The organism is Leifsonia sp. Soil_N53 (genome assembly GCF_057655165.1).
Map to the genome: position 1 here is coordinate 21,537 of NZ_JBDGMM010000031.1, position 18,257 is coordinate 39,793.

General features: G+C 71.7%; 19 protein-coding genes. 9 read left to right on the plus strand and 10 right to left on the minus strand.

From position 1 onward, the window contains the following. Positions 1–14 precede the first annotated feature (14 nt). Positions 15–785, plus strand: a complete 771-nt coding sequence (locus AC3A3H_RS02285; protein ID WP_487612921.1) for an enoyl-CoA hydratase/isomerase family protein — start codon at positions 15–17, stop codon at positions 783–785. A 134-nt stretch (positions 786–919) separates the two neighbouring features. Continuing rightward, positions 920–2,302, plus strand: a complete 1,383-nt coding sequence (locus AC3A3H_RS02290; protein ID WP_487612922.1) for an LLM class flavin-dependent oxidoreductase — start codon at positions 920–922, stop codon at positions 2,300–2,302. A 156-nt stretch (positions 2,303–2,458) separates the two neighbouring features. Here the strand turns inward: AC3A3H_RS02290 and AC3A3H_RS02295 are convergent, their stop codons facing one another. Together AC3A3H_RS02295 and AC3A3H_RS02300 are read right to left on the minus strand one after the other, a co-directional pair. Then, the gene (locus AC3A3H_RS02295; RefSeq protein WP_487612923.1) at positions 2,459–3,814 is read right to left on the minus strand and encodes a maltokinase N-terminal cap-like domain-containing protein; all 1,356 of its coding nucleotides are present in this window, start codon (positions 3,812–3,814) and stop codon (positions 2,459–2,461) included. Between the two features lie 18 nt (positions 3,815–3,832). Beyond that, positions 3,833–4,849, minus strand: coding sequence for a M23 family metallopeptidase (locus AC3A3H_RS02300; RefSeq protein WP_487612924.1), 1,017 nt, complete (start codon positions 4,847–4,849; stop codon positions 3,833–3,835). Positions 4,850–5,496: 647 nt separating this feature from the next. Between AC3A3H_RS02300 and lepB the strand changes: the two genes are divergently transcribed. Continuing rightward, positions 5,497–6,225 (plus strand): signal peptidase I, encoded by a 729-nt coding sequence (lepB, locus tag AC3A3H_RS02305; RefSeq protein WP_487612925.1) that lies wholly within the window; start codon positions 5,497–5,499, stop codon positions 6,223–6,225. 3 nt (positions 6,226–6,228) lie between these two features. On the opposite strand, the gene AC3A3H_RS02310 is transcribed toward lepB, so the two are convergent. Beyond that, a complete protein-coding gene (locus AC3A3H_RS02310; protein ID WP_487612926.1) occupies positions 6,229–7,155 on the minus strand; it encodes a siderophore-interacting protein in 927 nt (308 codons plus the stop codon). Positions 7,156–7,267: 112 nt separating this feature from the next. Here AC3A3H_RS02310 and AC3A3H_RS02315 point away from each other — a divergent pair, with 112 nt between their 5' ends. The 3 genes from AC3A3H_RS02315 to AC3A3H_RS02325 are packed head-to-tail and all read left to right on the plus strand — an operon-like array spanning position 7,268 to position 8,506. Further along, positions 7,268–7,732 (plus strand): hypothetical protein, encoded by a 465-nt coding sequence (locus AC3A3H_RS02315; protein ID WP_487612927.1) that lies wholly within the window; start codon positions 7,268–7,270, stop codon positions 7,730–7,732. A gap of 60 nt (positions 7,733–7,792) precedes the next feature. Continuing rightward, positions 7,793–8,122, plus strand: coding sequence for a YciI family protein (locus AC3A3H_RS02320; protein ID WP_487612928.1), 330 nt, complete (start codon positions 7,793–7,795; stop codon positions 8,120–8,122). A 24-nt stretch (positions 8,123–8,146) separates the two neighbouring features. Next, the gene (locus tag AC3A3H_RS02325) at positions 8,147–8,506 is read left to right on the plus strand and encodes a PLD nuclease N-terminal domain-containing protein (protein WP_487612929.1); all 360 of its coding nucleotides are present in this window, start codon (positions 8,147–8,149) and stop codon (positions 8,504–8,506) included. A gap of 10 nt (positions 8,507–8,516) precedes the next feature. Here AC3A3H_RS02325 and AC3A3H_RS02330 read toward each other — a convergent pair whose 3' ends face one another. The 4 genes from AC3A3H_RS02330 to AC3A3H_RS02345 form a co-directional block, all read right to left on the minus strand. Then, a complete protein-coding gene (locus AC3A3H_RS02330; protein ID WP_487612930.1) occupies positions 8,517–10,289 on the minus strand; it encodes a glycoside hydrolase family 35 protein in 1,773 nt (590 codons plus the stop codon). Between the two features lie 80 nt (positions 10,290–10,369). After that, positions 10,370–11,719 carry an ABC transporter substrate-binding protein gene (locus tag AC3A3H_RS02335; protein ID WP_487612931.1) on the minus strand — a complete coding sequence of 450 codons (1,350 nt, stop codon included), beginning with the start codon at positions 11,717–11,719 and terminating at the stop codon, positions 10,370–10,372. A gap of 47 nt (positions 11,720–11,766) precedes the next feature. After that, entirely contained in the window at positions 11,767–12,702 is a 936-nt protein-coding gene (locus AC3A3H_RS02340; RefSeq protein WP_487612932.1) for a carbohydrate ABC transporter permease, read from the minus strand. Then, complete coding sequence (locus AC3A3H_RS02345; protein WP_487612933.1) at positions 12,702–13,649, minus strand: carbohydrate ABC transporter permease; 948 nt, start codon at positions 13,647–13,649, stop codon at positions 12,702–12,704. Before AC3A3H_RS02345 ends, AC3A3H_RS02340 begins: the two co-directional genes overlap by 1 nt. A 186-nt stretch (positions 13,650–13,835) precedes the next feature. On the opposite strand from AC3A3H_RS02345, the gene AC3A3H_RS02350 reads away from it, so the two are divergent. Continuing rightward, positions 13,836–14,885 carry a LacI family DNA-binding transcriptional regulator gene (locus tag AC3A3H_RS02350; RefSeq protein ID WP_487612934.1) on the plus strand — a complete coding sequence of 350 codons (1,050 nt, stop codon included), beginning with the start codon at positions 13,836–13,838 and terminating at the stop codon, positions 14,883–14,885. A 10-nt stretch (positions 14,886–14,895) separates the two neighbouring features. Here AC3A3H_RS02350 and AC3A3H_RS02355 read toward each other — a convergent pair whose 3' ends face one another. Beyond that, positions 14,896–15,666 (minus strand): SDR family oxidoreductase, encoded by a 771-nt coding sequence (locus tag AC3A3H_RS02355; RefSeq protein ID WP_487612935.1) that lies wholly within the window; start codon positions 15,664–15,666, stop codon positions 14,896–14,898. Positions 15,667–15,740: 74 nt separating this feature from the next. Between AC3A3H_RS02355 and AC3A3H_RS02360 the strand changes: the two genes are divergently transcribed. Further along, complete coding sequence (locus AC3A3H_RS02360; RefSeq protein WP_487612936.1) at positions 15,741–16,622, plus strand: sigma-70 family RNA polymerase sigma factor; 882 nt, start codon at positions 15,741–15,743, stop codon at positions 16,620–16,622. Between the two features lie 77 nt (positions 16,623–16,699). Here the strand turns inward: AC3A3H_RS02360 and AC3A3H_RS02365 are convergent, their stop codons facing one another. Further along, the gene (locus tag AC3A3H_RS02365) at positions 16,700–17,080 is read right to left on the minus strand and encodes a VOC family protein (RefSeq protein ID WP_487612937.1); all 381 of its coding nucleotides are present in this window, start codon (positions 17,078–17,080) and stop codon (positions 16,700–16,702) included. Between the two features lie 42 nt (positions 17,081–17,122). Further along, positions 17,123–17,479: a YciI family protein gene (locus tag AC3A3H_RS02370; protein WP_487612938.1), complete on the minus strand. Its 357-nt coding sequence runs from the start codon at positions 17,477–17,479 to the stop codon at positions 17,123–17,125. Between the two features lie 196 nt (positions 17,480–17,675). On the opposite strand from AC3A3H_RS02370, the gene AC3A3H_RS02375 reads away from it, so the two are divergent. Further along, positions 17,676–18,257, plus strand: a 582-nt coding sequence (locus AC3A3H_RS02375) for a thiamine pyrophosphate-binding protein (protein ID WP_487612939.1), incomplete at its 3' end; no start/stop codon positions are given.

The window sequence follows — 18,257 nt, forward strand, 5'->3', positions numbered from 1 at the left end:
TCCGAGGAGGCGCGATGATCGAGCTCACCATCCAGGACGACGTCGCTCACGTCACGCTGAACGCGCCGGAGCGGCTCAACGCGCTCGGCCCCGACGACCTCCGCGAGCTCGACGCCGCCTACGCGGAGGCCGAGGCCGCCGGAGTGCGCGCGCTCGTGCTGCGCGGCGAGGGCCGCTCGTTCTGCGCGGGCCGGGACATCGCCGGCGTCGACCCCGCCACGGACGATGTGCCCGCCTACCTGGACGGACTGGTGACGCCGCTGCTGCGCCGGATCACCGCGTTCCCCGCCCCGACCTTCGCGGCGGCCCGCGGCGCGGCGCTCGGTGTCGGCCTCGGCCTCCTGGTCGCCACCGATGTGGTGTACGTCGCCGAGGATGCCAAGGTCGGCTCGCCGTTCGCCGCCCTGGGGGCCGCGCTCGACTCGGGAGGCCACTGGCTGCTGGTCTCCCGCCTCGGCCCGCACCGCGCGCTCGACCTCATCTACTCGGGCCGGCTGATCTCCGGCGCGGAGGCCGTGGCTGGCGGGCTGTTCAGCCGGGCGCTGCCGGCCGGCCAGGTGGCGGCTGCGGTCGAGGAGGCCGCCGGCGCCGCCGCGCGCGGCGCGACCCAGGCGTTCCTCGCGAGCAAGCGCATCGTCGCGGGCCTCCGTGACGGCACCCTCGACCTCTGGGAGTCGGTCGCCGCCGAGACGGCGGCCCAGACCGCCCTCCGCGACACGCAGGACTACCGCGAGGGCTTCGCCGCGTTCCAGCAGAAGCGCCCCCCGGTCTTCCGCGGCCACTGAGCCATCCGTTCCGGAGTTGTGTACGCGACACGCCGCGGCGGAGCGTACACAACTCCGGAAACCATGGCTGGTGGGCGTTACGGAATGTGGCGGGCAGGGTGCGTCGGGGGCTGAACGCATGCATTCTGGAGCGCATGACCAGGCAGATCCGTTTCAACGCTTTCGACATGAACTGCGTCGCCCACCAGTCCTCCGGGATGTGGCGTCACCCCGACGACCAGGCCTGGCGCTACAAGGACCTCACCTACTGGACCGAGCTCGCCAAGCTCCTGGAGCGCGGCACCTTCGACGGGATCTTCATCGCCGACGTGCTCGGCACCTACGACGTCTACGGCGGCAGCAACGAGGCCGCGATCCGCCACGGCGCGCAGGTCCCGGTCAACGACCCGCTCCTCCTGGTCTCCGCGATGGCGCTGGTGACCGAGAACCTCGGCTTCGGCGTCACCGCCGGCACCGCCTACGAGCACCCGTACCCGTTCGCGCGCCGGATGTCGACGCTCGACCACCTGACCAACGGCCGGGTCGGCTGGAACGTCGTCACCGGCTACCTGCCGTCCGCCGCGCGCAACATGGGCCACGACGACCAGCTGCAGCACGACGACCGCTACGACCACGCCGACGAGTACCTGGAGGTGCTCTACAAGCTGTGGGAGGGCTCCTGGGAGGACGACGCGGTCATCCGCGACCGTGAGTCCGGCGTCTTCACCGACCCGGCGAAGGTGCACGAGATCGGCCACAAGGGCAAGCACTTCACCGTGCCCGGCATCCACCTCTCCGAGCCGAGCCCGCAGCGCACGCCGGTGATCTACCAGGCCGGCGCGTCCAAGCGCGGCATCTCCTTCGCTGCCGAGAACGCCGAGGCGATCTTCGTCGCGGCCTCCACCAAGGAGGGCCTGAAGGAGACCGTCGGCAAGCTCCGCGACGCGCTGGAGGCCGCCGGACGCGACCGCTACGCCGCCCGGATCTACACGCTGCTCACGATCGTCACCGACGAGACCGACGAGAAGGCGCAGGCGAAGTTCGAGGACTACCTGCGGTACACGAACGACGAGGGCGCTCTGGTCTTCATGTCGGGCTGGATGGGCGTCGACCTCTCGCAGTACGACCTGGACGAGCCGATCGGCAACGTCAAGAGCAACGCCATCCAGTCCGCGGTCGCGAACTTCCAGCGGCCGAACGCCGACGGCGGCGAGTGGACCGTCCGCGACATCGGCCGCAACGGCGTCATCGGCGGCCTCGGCCCGTTCATCGTCGGGGGCGCGGTCAGCATCGCCGACCAGCTCCAGGAGTGGGTCGAGGAGACCGACGTCGACGGGTTCAACCTCGCCTACGCGATCACGCCCGGCACGTTCGAGGACATCGTCGAGTTCGTCATCCCGGAGCTGCGCAAGCGCGGCGCCTACCCGGAGGCCTACGCCGAGGGCACCCTGCGCAACAAGCTGCACGGCGCGGGCGACCGGCTCCCGGAGGGCCACCGCGGGGCGCGCTACCGGATCGGCGCGCAGGCCGCGGGGTAGACACCGCATTCTGCCTGCCCGCGGACACGCGCGCGCAGCACAATGCGCACACGGGCGGTCACGGGCTTCGAAGGTGTCCGCTCTACGCGGTGCCCGGCGTGCGGGTAACACACCGGGCGCCGCGGTTGCTCCCGCCGCGCACGGCGTCCGGCCCCCTCAGTGCGCGATCCCGGCGGCGTCGCTCAGCAGCCGGTCCACCGCCGCGCGCGGGATCGGGATCCAGCTCGGCCGGTGCCGCGCCTCGTACGTGATCTCGTAGACCGCCTTGTCCAGCTCGAACGCCGCCAGCAGTTCGGCGAACTCGTCCAGGAGGTCGCCGGCGACGCTCGCGTAGCCGTCCAGGTAGGCGCGCCGGGCGTCGGCCGCCCACCGGGTGGCGTCGACCGGAGGCTCGCGCCGGGCGAGCGAGCCGGCCACATAGTCGAACGAGCGCAGCATGCCGGCCACATCGCGCATCGTCGCGTCGGGCAGCGCCCGCTCGGCGAGCGGCCGCAGCGGTTCGCCCTCGAAGTCGATGAACTGCCAGCCCCGCTCGGGCGAGAACAGCACCTGACCCAGGTGGAGGTCGCCGTGGATGCGCTGCAGCACCGGCAGCGGCGCCGCCGCCGCGGCTTCGTACACGGCGGCGATCGGGCCGCGCACCGCCTCGACCTCCGGCACCTCGGTGGTCGTGATGGTGAGCCGCTGGAACATCCCGTCGAGCGCAGCCCGCACGTCCTCCTGCTCGGCCGGTTTCGTGGGCAGCACGCTCGCGAGCAGGGTGTGCAGCTCCGCCGTTCCCGCGCCGAGGGCGAAGGCGCGCGCGGTGAAGTCCTCGCCCGTCTCGGCCGCGCTGACCGCCAGCTCCCAGCCGTCCTCCGCGCCCGGCACGAAGTCCTGCATGAGCGCGAGCTCCCCCGCGGCCGTTCCACCGTCCGGAGCGGGCCACGATCCGGCCAGCCAGCCGAGCAGCGCGGGCGTGCGCTCGGAACCGCCCGCGGTCAGCGCCGCGAGCGTGGAGATGTCGGGGTTCTCGCCGTCCTGCACGACGCGGAAGACCTTCACGAGCGCGAGCCGGTCGCCGAGCTCGGCGACGATGGACGTGTTGGACTGCTCCGCCGACAGCCGGCGCGAGGACAGCACGGGGATGCGTGTGCCGAGGGTTCGGCCGGTGGCGTGCGCGCGTTCGCCGTCCGCCGCTCCCGCCCCCGTCATGAGCGCCGCGAGCGCGGCGACGTACGCTTCCTCGACCGGCCCGTCGTAGAGGTGCCTGCCGCCCGCCTCCCCCACGTAGCCGGCCGGATCTCCGTCACGCAGCACGCGCGCCACGAGCGGTACCTGGTACACCCGGGGCGCGCGGGGCGCGTCGTCGCAGAAGAAGTGCGTCACGATCCGGGAGCCGTCGTCCGGGCTCTCGGGGGCGCGCTCGAGTTCGAAGGAGCCCAGCAGACGCAGCCTCGGTTCCACGGCCTTGGTCGAGTACCAGCGCTGGCGGCGCATCCACGAGCCCACCAGCTCCGTCAGTTCCGTCATGCCTGAACCGTACGCCCCTCAGCGGGTTCCGACGATGACCCCCCGTGCCGCGAAGAACGGGTACGGGTCTATTTGCACGCCGTTCACCCGGACTTCGAGGTGGAGGTGGCATCCGGTCGACGCTCCCGTCGAGCCGACCTGCGCGATCGGCTGTCCGGCGGCGACGTGCTGGCCGACGGTGACCCCGATCCCGCCGTCGCGGATGTGGCCGTACGCGGTCTCGACGCCGCCGCCGTGGTCGATGAGGACGAAGTTGCCGTACGAGCCGTTCGGCCCGGCCGCCAGGACGGTGCCCTCCGCCGCCGCCACGATCGTCGTGCCGCACGCCGCGCCGATGTCGTCGCCCGGGTGGAAGGGCGCGGTGCCCGCCGGACGCGACGGCCGCGGCCCGAACGGGTCGGTCATCGGCCCGCGCACCGGGAGGACCCACCCGGTCGCGATGGCGGACGGGTCGACGGTGAGCGCCTGCCAGCCCGTGCCCGCCGTGAGCAGGGTGGGCAACTGCGCGAGCGCCGCCGAGGCGGTGTCGACGCGTGCCTGGGCGTCGGTGATGGCCCGCTCGCTGGCGTCGACGTCGATGCCGGCGAGCGCGTCGGCGGCGTGCTCCGCCTGACCGCGGAGACTCGTGGCGGCCTTCGCGTCCGCCGCGGCGTCGCGAAGCGCTGTCGTCCGGTCGCCGGCGAGCGTGCGGAGGCGGTCGACGGCGCCGAGCTTCGTCAGGAGGTCGCCGTTGGTGCCGAGCACCGCCGCGAGCGGGTCGGAGCCGAGCCCCTTCCAGCCGGCCTCCCGGATGAGCGCGGTTGCGAAGGCGGCGGAGGCCTCCGCCTTCTTCTTCGCCGCCTTCGCCTGCGCGGCGAGTGCGTCGGCCGCAGCCTTCGCCTGGGCCTGCTCGCGCTCCACGCCGAGGTTGGCGTCCGTCGCGTCGGCGAGCGCCTGCTGCGCGGAGGCCAGGTCGCTGGCGAACCGCGCGGCCTGCTCGGCCTGTGCGAAGTCGGCCTGCACGGTCCCGCCGAGGTCGGGCACGAACAGCGGCACGTTGTCGGTCGGCGGCGGGGTGGCCGGCTGAGTCGGCGTCGGAGTGGGTGTGGGAGTCGGAGTGGGCGTCGGGGTCGGAGTAGGGGTCGGCGTGGGAGTAGGTGTCGGGGTCGGGGTCGGCGTAGGACTAGGGGTCGGGGTCAGCGTCGGCGTCGGAATCGGCGTCGGGGTCGGACCCGGGATGGTCGTCAGCGTGGGCGAGGGTGTTGGAGCGGGTGAAAGGCTCGGCGTCGGCGTCGGCGTGGTGCAGTCGCCCCCCGGGCACTCGACGGCCGTGGCCGGCAACGGGGCGAGCATCAGCCCGGCGGCCAGGACGACGGCCGCAGCGTGGGCCAGCGCCCGCAGCACCGATCGCTGCGCCCTCGGCTGCGATGGCTGCCACGGCTCCGCTGTCGGCCGAGACGGCTCCGGGACCACCTGCAGATCGTCGGCCCGGTGGCGGGCACGCTCTCGACGGCCGCGGCGCGGAAGTTCGCGTCGTGTCAGCAGTCCTAAGCGCGTCGACGCATCCCGCATGATCACGCGGGCCCCCGACCGGCGCCGGGTCGGCCCGTTCTTCGATCCTTCCACCGGCCAGGGGCAGAGGACAATCCCTCGTGAGGGGGTCGGATGCGTCTCACAGCCTCGGCACGCTAGCGTGAACGATTGTGACCGACAGCACCGAGACCCTGCGACCCCGTCGCACCGCGCGCAAGTCCGGCTGGAAGGTCCTCCTCCGCGACGTCGTGGTGATCTTCGTCGTCGCCGTGCTGGTCTCGTTCCTGATCAAGACCTTCGTCGCTCGGTCGTTCTACATCCCGTCCGGTTCGATGGAGAACACGCTGCAGATCAACGACCGGATCATCGTGAACGAGCTGCAGCCGTCGGTCTTCCCGCTGTCCCGCGGCGATGTCGTCGTGTTCAAGGACCCGGGAGGCTGGCTCCCGCCGACGCCGCCGCAGACCGGCAACCCCGTCCAGCGCGGTGTGGGCGCGGTGCTCGACTTCGTCGGGCTCGGCGCGTCGGACAGCGACCAGCACCTCGTGAAGCGACTGATCGGGCTTCCGGGCGACCACGTCACGTGCTGCAACGCGCTCGGCCAGATGAGTGTGAACGGCGTGCCGCTCAAGGAGCCGTACGTGCTGCTTCCCGCCGGCCAGCAGGCGGTGTCGGCCAAGCCCTTCGAGGTGACCGTGCCCGCCGGCAAGGTCTGGGTCATGGGCGACAACCGCTACAACTCGGCGGACTCCCGCTACCACATGGACGACCCGACCAAGGGGTTCGTCCCGCTGAGCGACGTGGTGGGCCGCGCGTTCGTGGTGAGCTGGCCGGTGAGCCACTGGACCTGGCTGAGCGACTATCCCGAGACGTTCCAGGGCACGGACCCCAAGAAATAGTGGCTAGACCCGCTCGGACCTTCCGAGCCGCCAGTACCCCATGAAGGCCACGCGGCCCCGGTCGATCCCGTGTCCGCGCACGAGCAGCCTCCGTAGCGTCTTCACGACGCCCGACTCCCCGGCGATCCAGGCGTAGAAGCCGCCGTCGGACTGCGCAGGGCTGTCCCAGAGGATGTCCGCGTCCACGTCCACGTCCACGTCGTCGAGGCGCTGCGCGCGTCCGGCCGCGGCCGCCGCGACCACGTCGGGGTGCTCGGCCAGCCAGCCGGTCACAGCCGGGATGAGGCGGCTGCCGTGCTCGCGGCCGTCGCGCGCCAGCCAGGTGACCTGGACGTTCCCGCCGGTCCGCAGCGGGAGCACGTCGGCCGCGGTCGGCACCTCGATGAACGCGTGCGCCGTCCGCGCCGGCGGCAGCGCCTCCAGGATCGAGCCGATGGCCGGCGCCGCGGTCTCGTCGCCGGCCAGGAGCAGCTCGGTCGCCTCCCCCGGACGCCAGTCGATGCCGACGCCGGAGTGCGGGCTGAGCGAGTCGGGGCCGATCACCACGAGCTCGTCGCCCCGCGCTGCGCCGGCGAGCCAGCGCGCTGCAGGGCCGCCGTCGCCGTGCACGACGAAATCCACGTCGAGCCGGCGCTCGTGCGGGTCGATGTCGCGCACCGTGTAGGTGCGGAACGGGTTGCGCCGGTGCTCGGGGAGCGCCCGCCACTGGTCGTACCAGTCGCCGGCGTCGAGCGGGCTGAACGTGCCGTCGGGCAGCGGGAAGACCAGCTTGATCCGCTGGTCCAGCCGCTCGGTGCCGAAGGTCTCGAAGTCGTCGCAGGCGAGGCTCACACGTGCGAACCCCGGGCTCAGCCTCCGGATCGCCACGACCGTCGCGCGGTACGGCCGGTAGGCCGGACGGTCCGTGAGGGGCGGAGCGAGCACGGGCACGACTGTTCCCTTCGGGTCGGGCGGAGGGCGGGGTTCCGAGTAAGGTAAGGCTACACTAACCGCCTCTCCGGACGCTGGACGCCCCCGCCGCCCGCACAGTATCGTCGGGCGCGTGACGACCGTGCGCATCCACCCGCTGCTCGGGAAGGACGCGCGCCTGATCATCCTGGTCACCGGCGTGCTCGCGGGCGCCGCCGTCGGCTTCCTGCACATCCTCGACTACGAGCTCGGCAGCAACACGAAGCGCGAACTGCTCAGCCCGCAGCTCTTCCTGTACGGCCCGGCCGCCGCCGGGGTGGGCTTCGTCAGCGCCGCGGTGCACTACGCCTGGTTCGCGCGTGCGCAGCCGAGCGGCATTCACTGGTGGCGTCATGTCTGCGCCACGGCGAGCGCGTTCGTGGTCGCCTTCCTCGGCTACACGCTGCTGTGGCTGACCACTCCCGCGACGTATCTCGGCTGGTTCAGCGAGCCCTTCGGCGCGGCCGTGGTCGCGGGGGTCGTGGAGTACGTGGTCACCCGTCTCATCCGGAAGCGCCGGAATGTCGAGCGGAGCCCGCTCCGTTCGACGTCCCAGTGACAACCGTTCTCCAGCGACAACCGTTGCGAACGACAACCGTCTCGAAAGGACGCCACCGCGATGAAGTACATGATGTTCGTGATCACCGACTCCCAGCCGGACGCCCAGACCGACGAGTCCGACGTCGACCTCTGGGTGGACCCGCTCGACGCCAGCGGCAAGCGGATCATCGGGGAGGTGCTCCAGCCGCAGTCCGAGTCGCGGGTGGTCCGCGTGCGCGACGGCAAGCGCTACGTGACCGACGGCCCCTTCACCGAGACGAAGGAGGTGATCTGCGGCTTCGACATCCTGGACGTCGAGAACCTCGACGAGGCCATCGAGATCGCCTCCCGGCACCCGATGGCCCGCAACGGGCAGCTCGAGCTGCGGCCGTTCATGGTCTGGGAGTGACACCCTCCCCCTAGACTCGGGCGCATGGTCGTCCTCCCGCTGCTGATCCTGGTCTTGTTCGTCGGCGCGCTGGTCGACATCATCCTGCGCGACAGCAGCCAGGTGAAGCATCTGCCGAAGCTGGCCTGGGTCTTCATCGTGATCCTGCTGCCGCTGATCGGCGGGATCCTGTGGTTCGCCGTCGGCCGGGAGTACGGCGGAGCGGGCTACCGCCGCCCGCGCGCGACGACGATCGTCGTGCGCGAGCAGCCGGCTCCCACCGCGCGCCTCTCGTCGACGGAGGAGCAGCTCGCGGCCCTGGAGCGCGAGATCGCGGACGACCGCATCCGGCAGCTGGAGGCCGAGCTGCGCCGCCGTCGCGACGGCGAGCTCGACCCGTCCTGAACCTGTTTGGTCAGTACTCGGTGTGGCCGAGGCGCGGCTCCGAGACGAAGGCGGCGGTCGCGTCGGCGGCGGACTCCAGCTCCAGGATGACGAGCTCGTTGCGGCCGGTGCGGGTGACCGGAGCCGGCACGTGCAGCGTCTCCTGGGGTCCGCGCGTCCAGTAGCGGCCGAGGTTGAAGCCGTTGATCCAGGCCACGCCCTTGCCCCAGCCGGTGGTGTCGAGGAACAGCGTCCCGGGCTCGGCCAGCTCGAACGTCGCCCGCGCGAACACCGGGCCGGCCAGCCGCTCCGGCTCGCGCTCCACCGCGGCGCCCCCGGCGTCGAGCTCGGCGTGGACGGCGTCCAGCGACGGCAGCCGCAACGGGAGGACGCTCCAGCGCCGCAGGCTCTCGCCGTTCAGCCGCACCGGGCCGATCAAGCCCTTGGGCTCGCCGATCCGGGGCCCGTAGTCGACGCGGCCCTGGTCCTCCACGAGAACCGTGAGCGTGCCCCGGCTCGGCGACAGTGTGATCGCGCTGTCGTGGTGGTCGCGGGCGAGCACGCCGACCCGGGTGGAGCCGACGAAGACGTATGCGCGGTCGCGCACCTCGCCGAACTCCAGCACGGCGGGCTCCGTCGTGTCGATCTCGGTGCGGTAGAGCCCGAGGCCTGCGTAGTGGCCGAGCGCGTCGAAGGTCGGGAGGCCGTCGCTGTGCTGCCAGTCGCCCAGTCTCGGCGCCACTGCGAACAGCGGCACCGCATCGAGGAACGGCACGGTGAACGCCGGGGCCGCCGCGGCCACGACGGGCTCCTCGGCCGGCACCGGAGCGTGCTTGGCGATCACCTCGCGGAACGCCCAGAACTTCTCGGTCGGCTCCCCCGCCTCGTCGAGCGGGGCGTCGTAGTCGTAGCTGGTGACGATGGGCTGGTAGACGCCCTTGTCGTTGGCGCCGTTGCTGAAGCCGAAGTTGGTGCCGCCGTGGAACATGTAGATGTTGACCGAGGCCCCGAGGGCGAGCAGCTCGTCCAGGTCGGCCGCCGACTGCTCGACCGAGGTGGTGTGGTGATGCGCGCCCCAGTGGTCGAACCAGCCGTCCCAGAACTCCGAGCACATCAGCGGCCCGGTCGGCTGGTGCTCGCGGAGGGTCGCGAGCCGCTCGCGCGAGCGGGAGCCGAAGGAGGCCGTCTTGAGCAGGCCCGGCAGCGAGCCGTTCTCGAGCATCGCCGGCTCCGGCTGGTCCACGGTCGTCAGCGGGACGGTGATTCCCGCGCCCTCGAAGACCCTCACGAGGTGGCGGAGGTAGTCCTTGTCGTCGCCGTACGCGCCGTACTCGTTCTCGACCTGCACGAGCAGCACCGGGCCGCCCTCGGTGACCTGCAGCGGGCGGACGATCGCGAGCACGCGCTCGAGGAACGCCGTGACCGCGGCGAGGAAGCCCGGCTCCGAACGGCGGATGCCGACCGACGGGTCGGTGAACAGCCACGCGGGCAGCCCGCCGTTGTCCCACTCCGCGCAGATGTACGGCCCCGGGCGCACGATCGCGTGCATCCCCTCCGCCTGCACCGTCCGGAGGAACCGCGCCAGGTCGAGCGCGCCGTCCGCCACCCACTCGCCCGGCCTCGGCTCGTGGGCGTTCCACGGCACGTAGGTCTCGACGGTGTTCAGGCCCATCAGCCGCGCCTTGCGGATGCGGTCGGCCCAGTCGTCGGGGTGGACCCGGAAGTAGTGGATGGCCCCGGACAGGATGCGGTGGGGCCGGCCGTCGAGGAGGAAGTCGTCCCCGGCGATCTCGAAGGTGCTCATCTGCTCTCTCCTCCCTCGGGCGCCCGCCGTACGGCGAGCGCCCGAGGGCCGGTGACGGTGTTTGTTGCGAGTGGAGGGGATTACTTGCCGGTGACCGTGAAGCCCTGCTGGTTGCCGTAGCTCACCAGCGCCTTCTGCCAGGCCTGCAGGCCAGGGTTCAGGCTGGAGTTGGACGTGTACGACTGGCCCACGGTGTCGCCGTAGATGCTGTTCGCGTAGACCTGGAAGGGCAGGTACTCCCAGCCGGTGGACACGTTCTTCGCACCGTCGACGAGGACCTCGTTGATCTTCTGGCCGCCGAAGTAGTCGGGGGCCTGAGCGAGGAAGTCGGACGAGTTCAGGTCCTTGGTGGTGGACGGGAAGCCGCCGGACTTGAGGAACACGCTGATCGACTCGGGGTCGTTGTTCAGCCACTTGAGGAAGCCGGCGGCGAGCGCCTGGTTCTTGGACTGCTTGAGCACGACCTGCGCGCCGCCGCCGTTCTCGGCGTTCACCGGGGTGCCGTCGTAGGTCGGGATGGGCGCGACCCGCCACTGGCCGGCGCCGTCCTTGACCGAGGACTCCAGCACGCCGGGCATCCAGGCGCCGGTGACCAGGGTCGCGATCGAGCCGTTGCCGAGCGCCTTGAACCAGTCGTCGCTCCAGCCGGGGACGGAGGAGAGCAGCTTGCCCTGCACGAGCTTGTCCCAGGTGGCGGTCCACTTCTTGGTGCCCTCGTCCTGCAGGTTGATCGACACCTTGGTGCCGTCGACCTGGAACGGGCGGCCGCCGGCCTGCCAGATCATCGAGGTGGTGAAGCCGGAGTCGCCCGAGTCGCTGGTGATGTAGGCTTTCGGGTCGGCCGCGTGCAGCTTCTGGGCGGCGGCGACGTACTCGTCCCAGGTCTTCGGGACGGCGATGCCGTACTTGTCGAAGACGGTCTTGTTGTAGAACATCGCCATGGGGCCGCTGTCCTGCGGGAGGCCGACGAGCTTGCCGCCGACGTTCACCGAGCCCCACGGGCCGGGCGTGTAGTCGCTCTTGAGCGAGTCGAAGCCGTACTGCTTCAGGTCGACGAGGGAGTCGGAGAGCGCGAACTGCGGGATCGCGTAGTACTCGACCTGGGCGACGTCCGGGGCGCCGGAGCCGGCCTTGATCGCGTTCTGCAGCTTCGTGTACTCGGTCGTGTTGGTACCGGCGTTGACGAGCTTGACCTTCACCTTGGGGTAGGCCTTCTCGAACGCGGCGACCTGGGCCTCCGCCGACGGGGTCCACGACCAGTACGTGATCGTGCCGCCCTGCTTGAGGGCCGCGTCGACGTCGGAGGCGCTTCCGCCGCCGGTGGAGCCGGAGCCCGACGAGCAGGCGGCGAGCGAGGCGCCGATGACGGCGGTCGCGACGACGGCCGTCGCTAGCCGTCGGAGGTTCCGTGAACGCAGGATGCGCTTCATGGTGGTGTTCCTTTCACTTCCTTGTGGGTGGGAGGGAGGTGCTGTGTTCACTGCTTGACGCTTCCGGCGGCCAGACCCGACTGCCAGTAGCGCTGGAGCACCAGGAACGCGGCCACGATCGGGACGATCGTGATGAGCGATCCGGTGATCACGAGGTTGAAGATCGGCTGGGCGCCGACCCCGGTCGCCTGCGCGCTCCACTGGCTGAGGCCGACCGTGAGGGGGTACCAGGTCGGATCGCTCAGCATGATGAGCGGCAGGAAGTAGTTGTTCCAGGTGGCGACGATCGCGAAGAGCGCGACGGTCACCACACCGGGGGCGAGGAGGCGGAGCGAGATGGTGAAGAAGGTGCGGAACTCCCCCGCGCCGTCCATCCGGGCGGCCTCCAGCAGTTCGGTCGGGATGGCCTCGCTGGCGTAGGTCCAGATCAGGTAGAAGCCGAACGGGCTGATCAGCGAGGGCAGGATGACTGCCCAGGGGGTGTTCGTGAGCCCCACCTGGCTGAACATCAGGAAGGTCGGGACGGCGAGCGCCGTGCCGGGCACCGCGATGGCGCCGAGCACGACGGCGAACACTGCCCGCTTGCCTGGGAAGTTGAACTTCGCCATCCCGTAGCCGGCGACCGTGGCGAGCAGCGTCGCGCCGCCCGCGCCGACCACGACGTAGAGGAGGGTGTTGCCCAGCCACTGCAGGAAGATGCCGTCGCGGTAGGTGAACAGCTCGGCGATGTTCTGGAAGAGGTTGAAGTCCTTGCCGAACCAGAGCCCGAACGACGAGTACAGGTCCGGCTGGCTCTTCGTCGCGTTGACGAGCAGCCAGACCAGCGGCACGAACGAGTAGAGCGTGAAGACGATCATCACGATGGTGAGCACGGTCGACTTGCGGGTGCGGCGGCCGGAGACCGGCGCGGCCGCGCGGGCGGCCCGGTTGGAGCGGGCGGCGGCGCGCGACGGCGCTTTGCGGTGTTCGGTGAGCGCGGTCATCAGCGGACCTCCTTGCGCGAGCCGCGGAGCTGGACGACGTACGCGATCACCGCGGTGACGACCCCCATCACGATCGCGACCGTGGCCGCGTAGTTGAACTGCTGACCGGCGAACGACAGGTTGTAGGCGTACATGTTGGGCGTGAAGTAGCTGCTGATCGCGTTGGGCGCGAGCTGCTTGAGCAGGTTCGGCTCGTTGAAGAGCTGGAAGCTGCCGATGATGGAGAAGATGGTCGCGATCACGATGGCGCCGCGCACCGCGGGGAGCTTGATGCTGAACACCGTGCGGAACGCCCCGGCCCCGTCGATCTCGGCCGCCTCGTACAGCTCGCCCGGGATGACGCGCAGCGCCGCGTAGAAGATGAGCATGTTGTAGCCCATGAACTCCCAGGTCACGATGTTGCCGATCGAGCCGAGGATCCACTGGCCGCTGAGCGGGGCGAGCTGGGTGCCGAGCGCCTGGTTGATCCCGGCGGTCAGGCCGAACTGGTCGCCGTAGATGAAGCCCCAGATCAGCGCGGCCACGACGCCGGGCACGGCGTAGGGCAGGAACAGCGCGATCCGGAAGAAGCCCGCTCCGTGCAGGCGGGCCGAGTCGATCGCGAGCGCCGCGACGAGCGAAAGCGCGAGCATGATCGGCACCTGCACGACCAGGAAGAGCGAGACGCGGCCGAACGACTCCCAGAACTTCGCGTCGGTGAGCACCGCGGCGTAGTTGGCCAGCCCGACGAAGGCGTTGCCGCCGATGAGCTGCTGGCGGAACAGGCTCAGATAGATCGCGTACACGACCGGTGCGATGATCATGAGTGCGAACACGACCATGAACGGGGCCACGAAGGCCCAGCCGCGCCAGTCGCGTCGGGGTCGACCGTTGCGGCGCGGGCGGCGGAGGCTCCGCTGCGGCGTGGCTGCCGGCGGGGCTGTCGGCGGGAGGGACGTCGTCGTCATGGCCTTCCTCGGTGGTTCGGTGCTCGTCGCGGGAGCCGATGGTGCCTGGCGGTGTCGCGGCGGATGTTTACGTCAACATCTGGTTGCATACCCTAGCATGTTGACGTCAACATGATGCAAGTCCGTTTTCGATCCCCGGATCGTCGCGGCGAGTTTTCACCAGCGTTCTCACCAGAATTGGGAGTTATGACCGAGTCGATCGCTTCGCCGGCGGCCGCACGCCGCGGCGGCCGCACCCGTGGCCCCTCGCTCGGCGATGTCGCCGCGCACGCCGGGGTGTCCACCCAGACCGTCTCGCGCGTCGCCAACGGGCTCACCAACGTGGAGGCCGCCACCCGGGACCGAGTGCTGGCCTCCATGCAGGCGCTCGGCTACCGGCCCAACCGCGCCGCGCGGGCGCTGCGCTCCGGGCTCTTCCGCAACATCGGCGTCGTCATGTTCACCCTGTCGTCGTACGGCAACATGCGCACCCTGGATGCGATCGCCGTCTCGGCCGCGACCGCCGGCTACTCGATCACGGTCGTGCCGGTGGAGCATCCCACGCAGCAGGACGTGAGCGTGGCCTTCAGCCGGCTGCTGGAGCAGGCGGTGGACGGCATCATCATCGTCATCGAGGCGCACATCGTCGACCGCGCCGACGTCGAGCTGCCCTCCGGCCTGTCCGTCGTCGTCATCGACTCCACCGAGCGCCCGGACTACCCGCAGGTCGACACCGACCAGGCGGAGGGCGCCCGCCAGGCCACCGAGCACCTGCTGTCGCTCGGGCACGAGACCGTCTGGCACATCTCCGGCCCCGCCGACTCCTACTCCGCCGCGCGCCGCGAGCAGGCCTGGCGGGACACGCTGGAGGCGGCGGGAGCCCCGGTGCCCGAGGTGTTCCGCGGCGACTGGTCAACGACCGCCGGCTACGCGTACGGCCGGGAGATCGCGGCCCGCCCCGAGATCACGGCGGTCTTCGCGGCCAACGACCAGATGGCGCTCGGCGTGCTCCGCGCGCTGCACGAGGCCGGCCGCCCGGTGCCGGGCGAGGTCAGCGTGGTCGGTTTCGACGACATGGCCGAGTCCGACTCGTTCTGGCCGCCCCTGACGACCATCCACCAGGAGTTCGAGGCAACCGGCCGCCGGGCGCTGGAGCTGCTGATCGCCGAGATCGAGGGGAGGCCGGAGCCGGTCCGCTCGTCCGTGCTCCCGACCCGCCTCGTCGTACGCGCCAGCAGCGGGCCGGCCCCCGCCTGAGCGCGCGCCCTCACTTCCGTTGCGCCGCCGGCTCGGGCGCCGTGCGCAGGAACTCGTCCCACGTGATCCGGCCGCGCTGAGCGCCGGGACCCGCGAGGTTCGCGTCGGCGCGGTACGCGGCGCCCACTTTCCCCGGCAGCCCGAACCGCACGAACCGCCGCCGCAGCCCGAGCGCATCGGCGTACCGGCGCAGCAGCTTCTCGGCCTCCAGCACCTCCGGTCCGGCGAGCTCGCCCGCGAGCCCCGCCGGCTCGCCCAGAGCGAGCTCGGCCAGGCGTTCGGCGACCTCCCCCGCATCCACCGGCTCGAAGCGGATGCGCGGGGCGGGCGCGACGGGGAGCTTCGTCACCCCGGCCGCCATCCGGAGCACCAGCTGGTGCACCTGCGCCGCGCGCAGCACGCTCGACGGCACGGCGGCCGCCGCGAAGACCGCCTCCACCTGCTCCTTGGCCCGGAAGTAGCCGATCGGCATCCGTCCCGCCCCGATCACCGAGAGCGTCAAGACGTGCCGCACGCCCGCGCGCTCGGCCGCGGCCACGACATTCGCCGCCGCCACCTCGTCGCCCTTCGCGCCCCCGGCGAGGTGGACGACGACCGCGGCGCCGCTCATCGCGGCGTCGAGCCCGGCCCCGCTCATCACGTCGCCGACGACGTGGTCTCCGGCGCCGTCTGGAGCGTGCCTGGTCAGCACCCGCACGCTCGCGCCGCGCTCCTCCAGCAGCGGCAGCAGCCGCCGCCCGATCGTGCCGGTCCCCCCGGTCACCAGAATCCGCTCGCCCATGTCTCCGCCCTCCTGTCACATCGAGGCGCACTGCCTCGTCGATAGGGTGACGACCAGGTGACGGAGGATGTGACATGACCGAGGACGAAACGCGGCGGGAAGCACGGCCGGACGTGCGGCTGCTCACCCGCCGCTTCGAGACCGCGCGGCCGCGGCTGCGCGCGATCGCGACCCAGCTCGTGGGCCCGGCCGACGCCGACGACGCCGTGCAGGAGACCTGGCTGCGCCTCCAGCGCGCCGACGTCGCCGCGATCGAGAACCTCGACGCCTGGCTGACGACCGTCGTCTCCCGGGTCTGCCTCGACCAGCTGAAGAGCGCGCGCCGGACCAGGGAGCGCTCGTGGGAGGTGCTGCCCTGGCAGGACGAGCCGGTCTCCGGTCTCGGCGACCCGGCCGAGCTGGCCGCGCTCGGCGACCGGGTCGGCGTCGCGCTGCTGGTCGTGCTGGAGACGCTGTCGCCCGCCGAGCGGCTCGCGTTCGTGCTGCACGACGTGTTCGGCCTCCCGTTCGAGGAGGTCGCCGTCGCGCTCGACCGCTCCCCCGACGCCGCGCGCCAGCTCGCCTCCCGAGCCCGCCGCAGGCTCCGGGACGCGCCGCCCGTGCGCCCGGCCCAGCGCGAGCAGCGCGCGGTGCTCGACGCGTGGCTGCGCGCGGTGCAGGACGGCGACCTGGCCGCCCTGCTCGCCCTCCTGGACGACGGGGCCGTACTGCACGCCGACTACGGCCGGGGCCGGCTGCAGACCATCGCGGGAGCCGCGGCCATCGCCGAGCAGGCGACCCTCGCCGCGCGGCTGGCGCAGAGCTCCGTCCCCGTGCTCATCGACGGCCGCCCGGGCGTCGCCGCCGTGCTGGACGGCCGCGTGGTCTCCGTGATGGCGTTCGACATCGCCGGAGGCCGCATCGTCGGGCTGGACGTGCTCTTCGACCCCGCCCGCCTCGCGCACACCCGCCTCTGACCGTCCATCGCGGCGGCGAGGGGCACGTTGTTGTCACTTCCACGCGCGAAAAGTGACGACAACGTGCCCCTCGGCGGTCAGCTCGCGCGCTCGACGACCTCGAAGCGGTTGCCGTCGGCGTCCCGCGCCTGGAACATCGCGGGGACGCCGGGCCAGCGCAGCAGCGCCCCCACGTCCACCCCGCGCCGGGTCAGCTCCTCGTGGGTGGCCCCCGCGTCGGCGCTCTCGAACCGGATACCCGTCTCGATGCCGGCCGGGACGTCGTCGCTCGCGACCACGAGCGACACGGAGACCGCGGACCCGGGCGGCGCCAGCATGATCCAGCGACCTCCCGTCGGCAGCGGCGCGTCGACCAGCACGCCGAAGCCCAGCATGTCCCGGTAGAAGGCCAGCGCCCTGTCCTGGTCCCCGACCGGGATGCCGATGGTGTTCACTCCGATGATCCCTGTGTCCGTCATGACCGCATCCTCCTCCGGCCGTCCTCCCCCTGACAACATCCGTCAGCCGCGGCTGACCAGCGGTCGCACCTCGATGCCGCCGTGCCCCTGCCGCGCCTCGGCGAGCGTGCCGGCCAGCGCGACCGCGGCGTCCTGACTCTCGGCCTGCACCACATAGAAGCCGCCGACGACCTCCTTGGCCTCCGCGAACGGCCCGTCGGTCGTCTTCGGCTCGCCGTCCTGTCCGGTGCGCAGCGTCGTCGCGGTGGACGACGCCTGCAGCTCCCCCGACGCGCGGATCTGCTCGCCCGCCGTCTGCCAGAACGCCCCGTGGGCGGCGTCGACCGCTGCGCGACCGTCTTCGCCCAGCGCGCCCCAGCGATTCTCGTCGCCGTAGATGAGGATCAAGTAATCGGTCATGTCTGTCCCTTTCGTGGATGCCCAACACCTGGACGTCGAACACGGCACGCCGTTTTCGACAGCGGATATACTGCTGGCGTCCGGCCGTTCCACGGCCCGGTGCTCGAAAAAAGGGCACGAAGCCGCGCTCGGTGACGCAGCGCGCGAGACACATACGGATCATCGCACCTCCGTTCCCGTCTCGAAAGGCACCCTCATGCCGTCCGTCTCCGCCCACGTCGCTTCCACCCTCGCCCGTCACGTCGACCAAGTGTTCGGGGTGATGGGAAACGGCAACGCGCACTTCCTCGACGCCCTGGAGCGCGAGGGGACCGTCCCGTACACCGCGATGCGGCACGAGGCCGGCGCGGTCGTCGCCGCCGATGCGTACCACCGGGCGTCCGGGCGGCTGGCCGCCGCCACCGCGACGTATGGCGCCGGGTTCACCAACACGCTGACCGCCCTCGCGGAGGCCCGCCAGGCGCACATCCCGCTGGTCCTGGTCGTGGGCGACGAGCCGACCTCCGGACCGCGCCCGTGGGGTGTCGACCAGATCGCGCTGGCCAGTGCCGTCGGGGCGCGCACCTACACCGTCGGCCGCACCGACGCCGCGGCCACCGCCGCCATCGCGGTCGAGCACGCACTGACCTACCGGGTCCCCACGGTGCTCGCCATCCCCTACGACGTCGCCACCCGGGAGGCCGGCCCGGTCCCCGAGGCGCCGGCGCTCGCCCTCCCCGCACCGCTAGGCCCCGCCGGCCCGTTCTCCCGCGGGGCGATCGCGGACGCCGCCGCCGCG

What these genes read in the sequence shown, in the direction of transcription:
- AC3A3H_RS02285 (WP_487612921.1), top strand. Translation starts at nt 15, where the DNA reads ATGATCGAGCTCACCATCCAGGACGACGTCGCTCACGTCACGCTGAAC.
- AC3A3H_RS02290 (WP_487612922.1), top strand. Translation starts at nt 920, where the DNA reads ATGACCAGGCAGATCCGTTTCAACGCTTTCGACATGAACTGCGTCGCC.
- AC3A3H_RS02295 (WP_487612923.1), bottom strand. Translation starts at nt 3,814, where the DNA reads ATGACGGAACTGACGGAGCTGGTGGGCTCGTGGATGCGCCGCCAGCGC.
- AC3A3H_RS02320 (WP_487612928.1), top strand. Translation starts at nt 7,793, where the DNA reads ATGAAGTACATGATGTTCGTGATCACCGACTCCCAGCCGGACGCCCAG.
- AC3A3H_RS02325 (WP_487612929.1), top strand. Translation starts at nt 8,147, where the DNA reads ATGGTCGTCCTCCCGCTGCTGATCCTGGTCTTGTTCGTCGGCGCGCTG.
- AC3A3H_RS02330 (WP_487612930.1), bottom strand. Translation starts at nt 10,289, where the DNA reads ATGAGCACCTTCGAGATCGCCGGGGACGACTTCCTCCTCGACGGCCGG.
- AC3A3H_RS02335 (WP_487612931.1), bottom strand. Translation starts at nt 11,719, where the DNA reads ATGAAGCGCATCCTGCGTTCACGGAACCTCCGACGGCTAGCGACGGCC.
- AC3A3H_RS02340 (WP_487612932.1), bottom strand. Translation starts at nt 12,702, where the DNA reads ATGACCGCGCTCACCGAACACCGCAAAGCGCCGTCGCGCGCCGCCGCC.
- AC3A3H_RS02345 (WP_487612933.1), bottom strand. Translation starts at nt 13,649, where the DNA reads ATGACGACGACGTCCCTCCCGCCGACAGCCCCGCCGGCAGCCACGCCG.
- AC3A3H_RS02350 (WP_487612934.1), top strand. Translation starts at nt 13,836, where the DNA reads ATGACCGAGTCGATCGCTTCGCCGGCGGCCGCACGCCGCGGCGGCCGC.
- AC3A3H_RS02355 (WP_487612935.1), bottom strand. Translation starts at nt 15,666, where the DNA reads ATGGGCGAGCGGATTCTGGTGACCGGGGGGACCGGCACGATCGGGCGG.
- AC3A3H_RS02360 (WP_487612936.1), top strand. Translation starts at nt 15,741, where the DNA reads ATGACCGAGGACGAAACGCGGCGGGAAGCACGGCCGGACGTGCGGCTG.
- AC3A3H_RS02365 (WP_487612937.1), bottom strand. Translation starts at nt 17,080, where the DNA reads ATGACGGACACAGGGATCATCGGAGTGAACACCATCGGCATCCCGGTC.
- AC3A3H_RS02370 (WP_487612938.1), bottom strand. Translation starts at nt 17,479, where the DNA reads ATGACCGATTACTTGATCCTCATCTACGGCGACGAGAATCGCTGGGGC.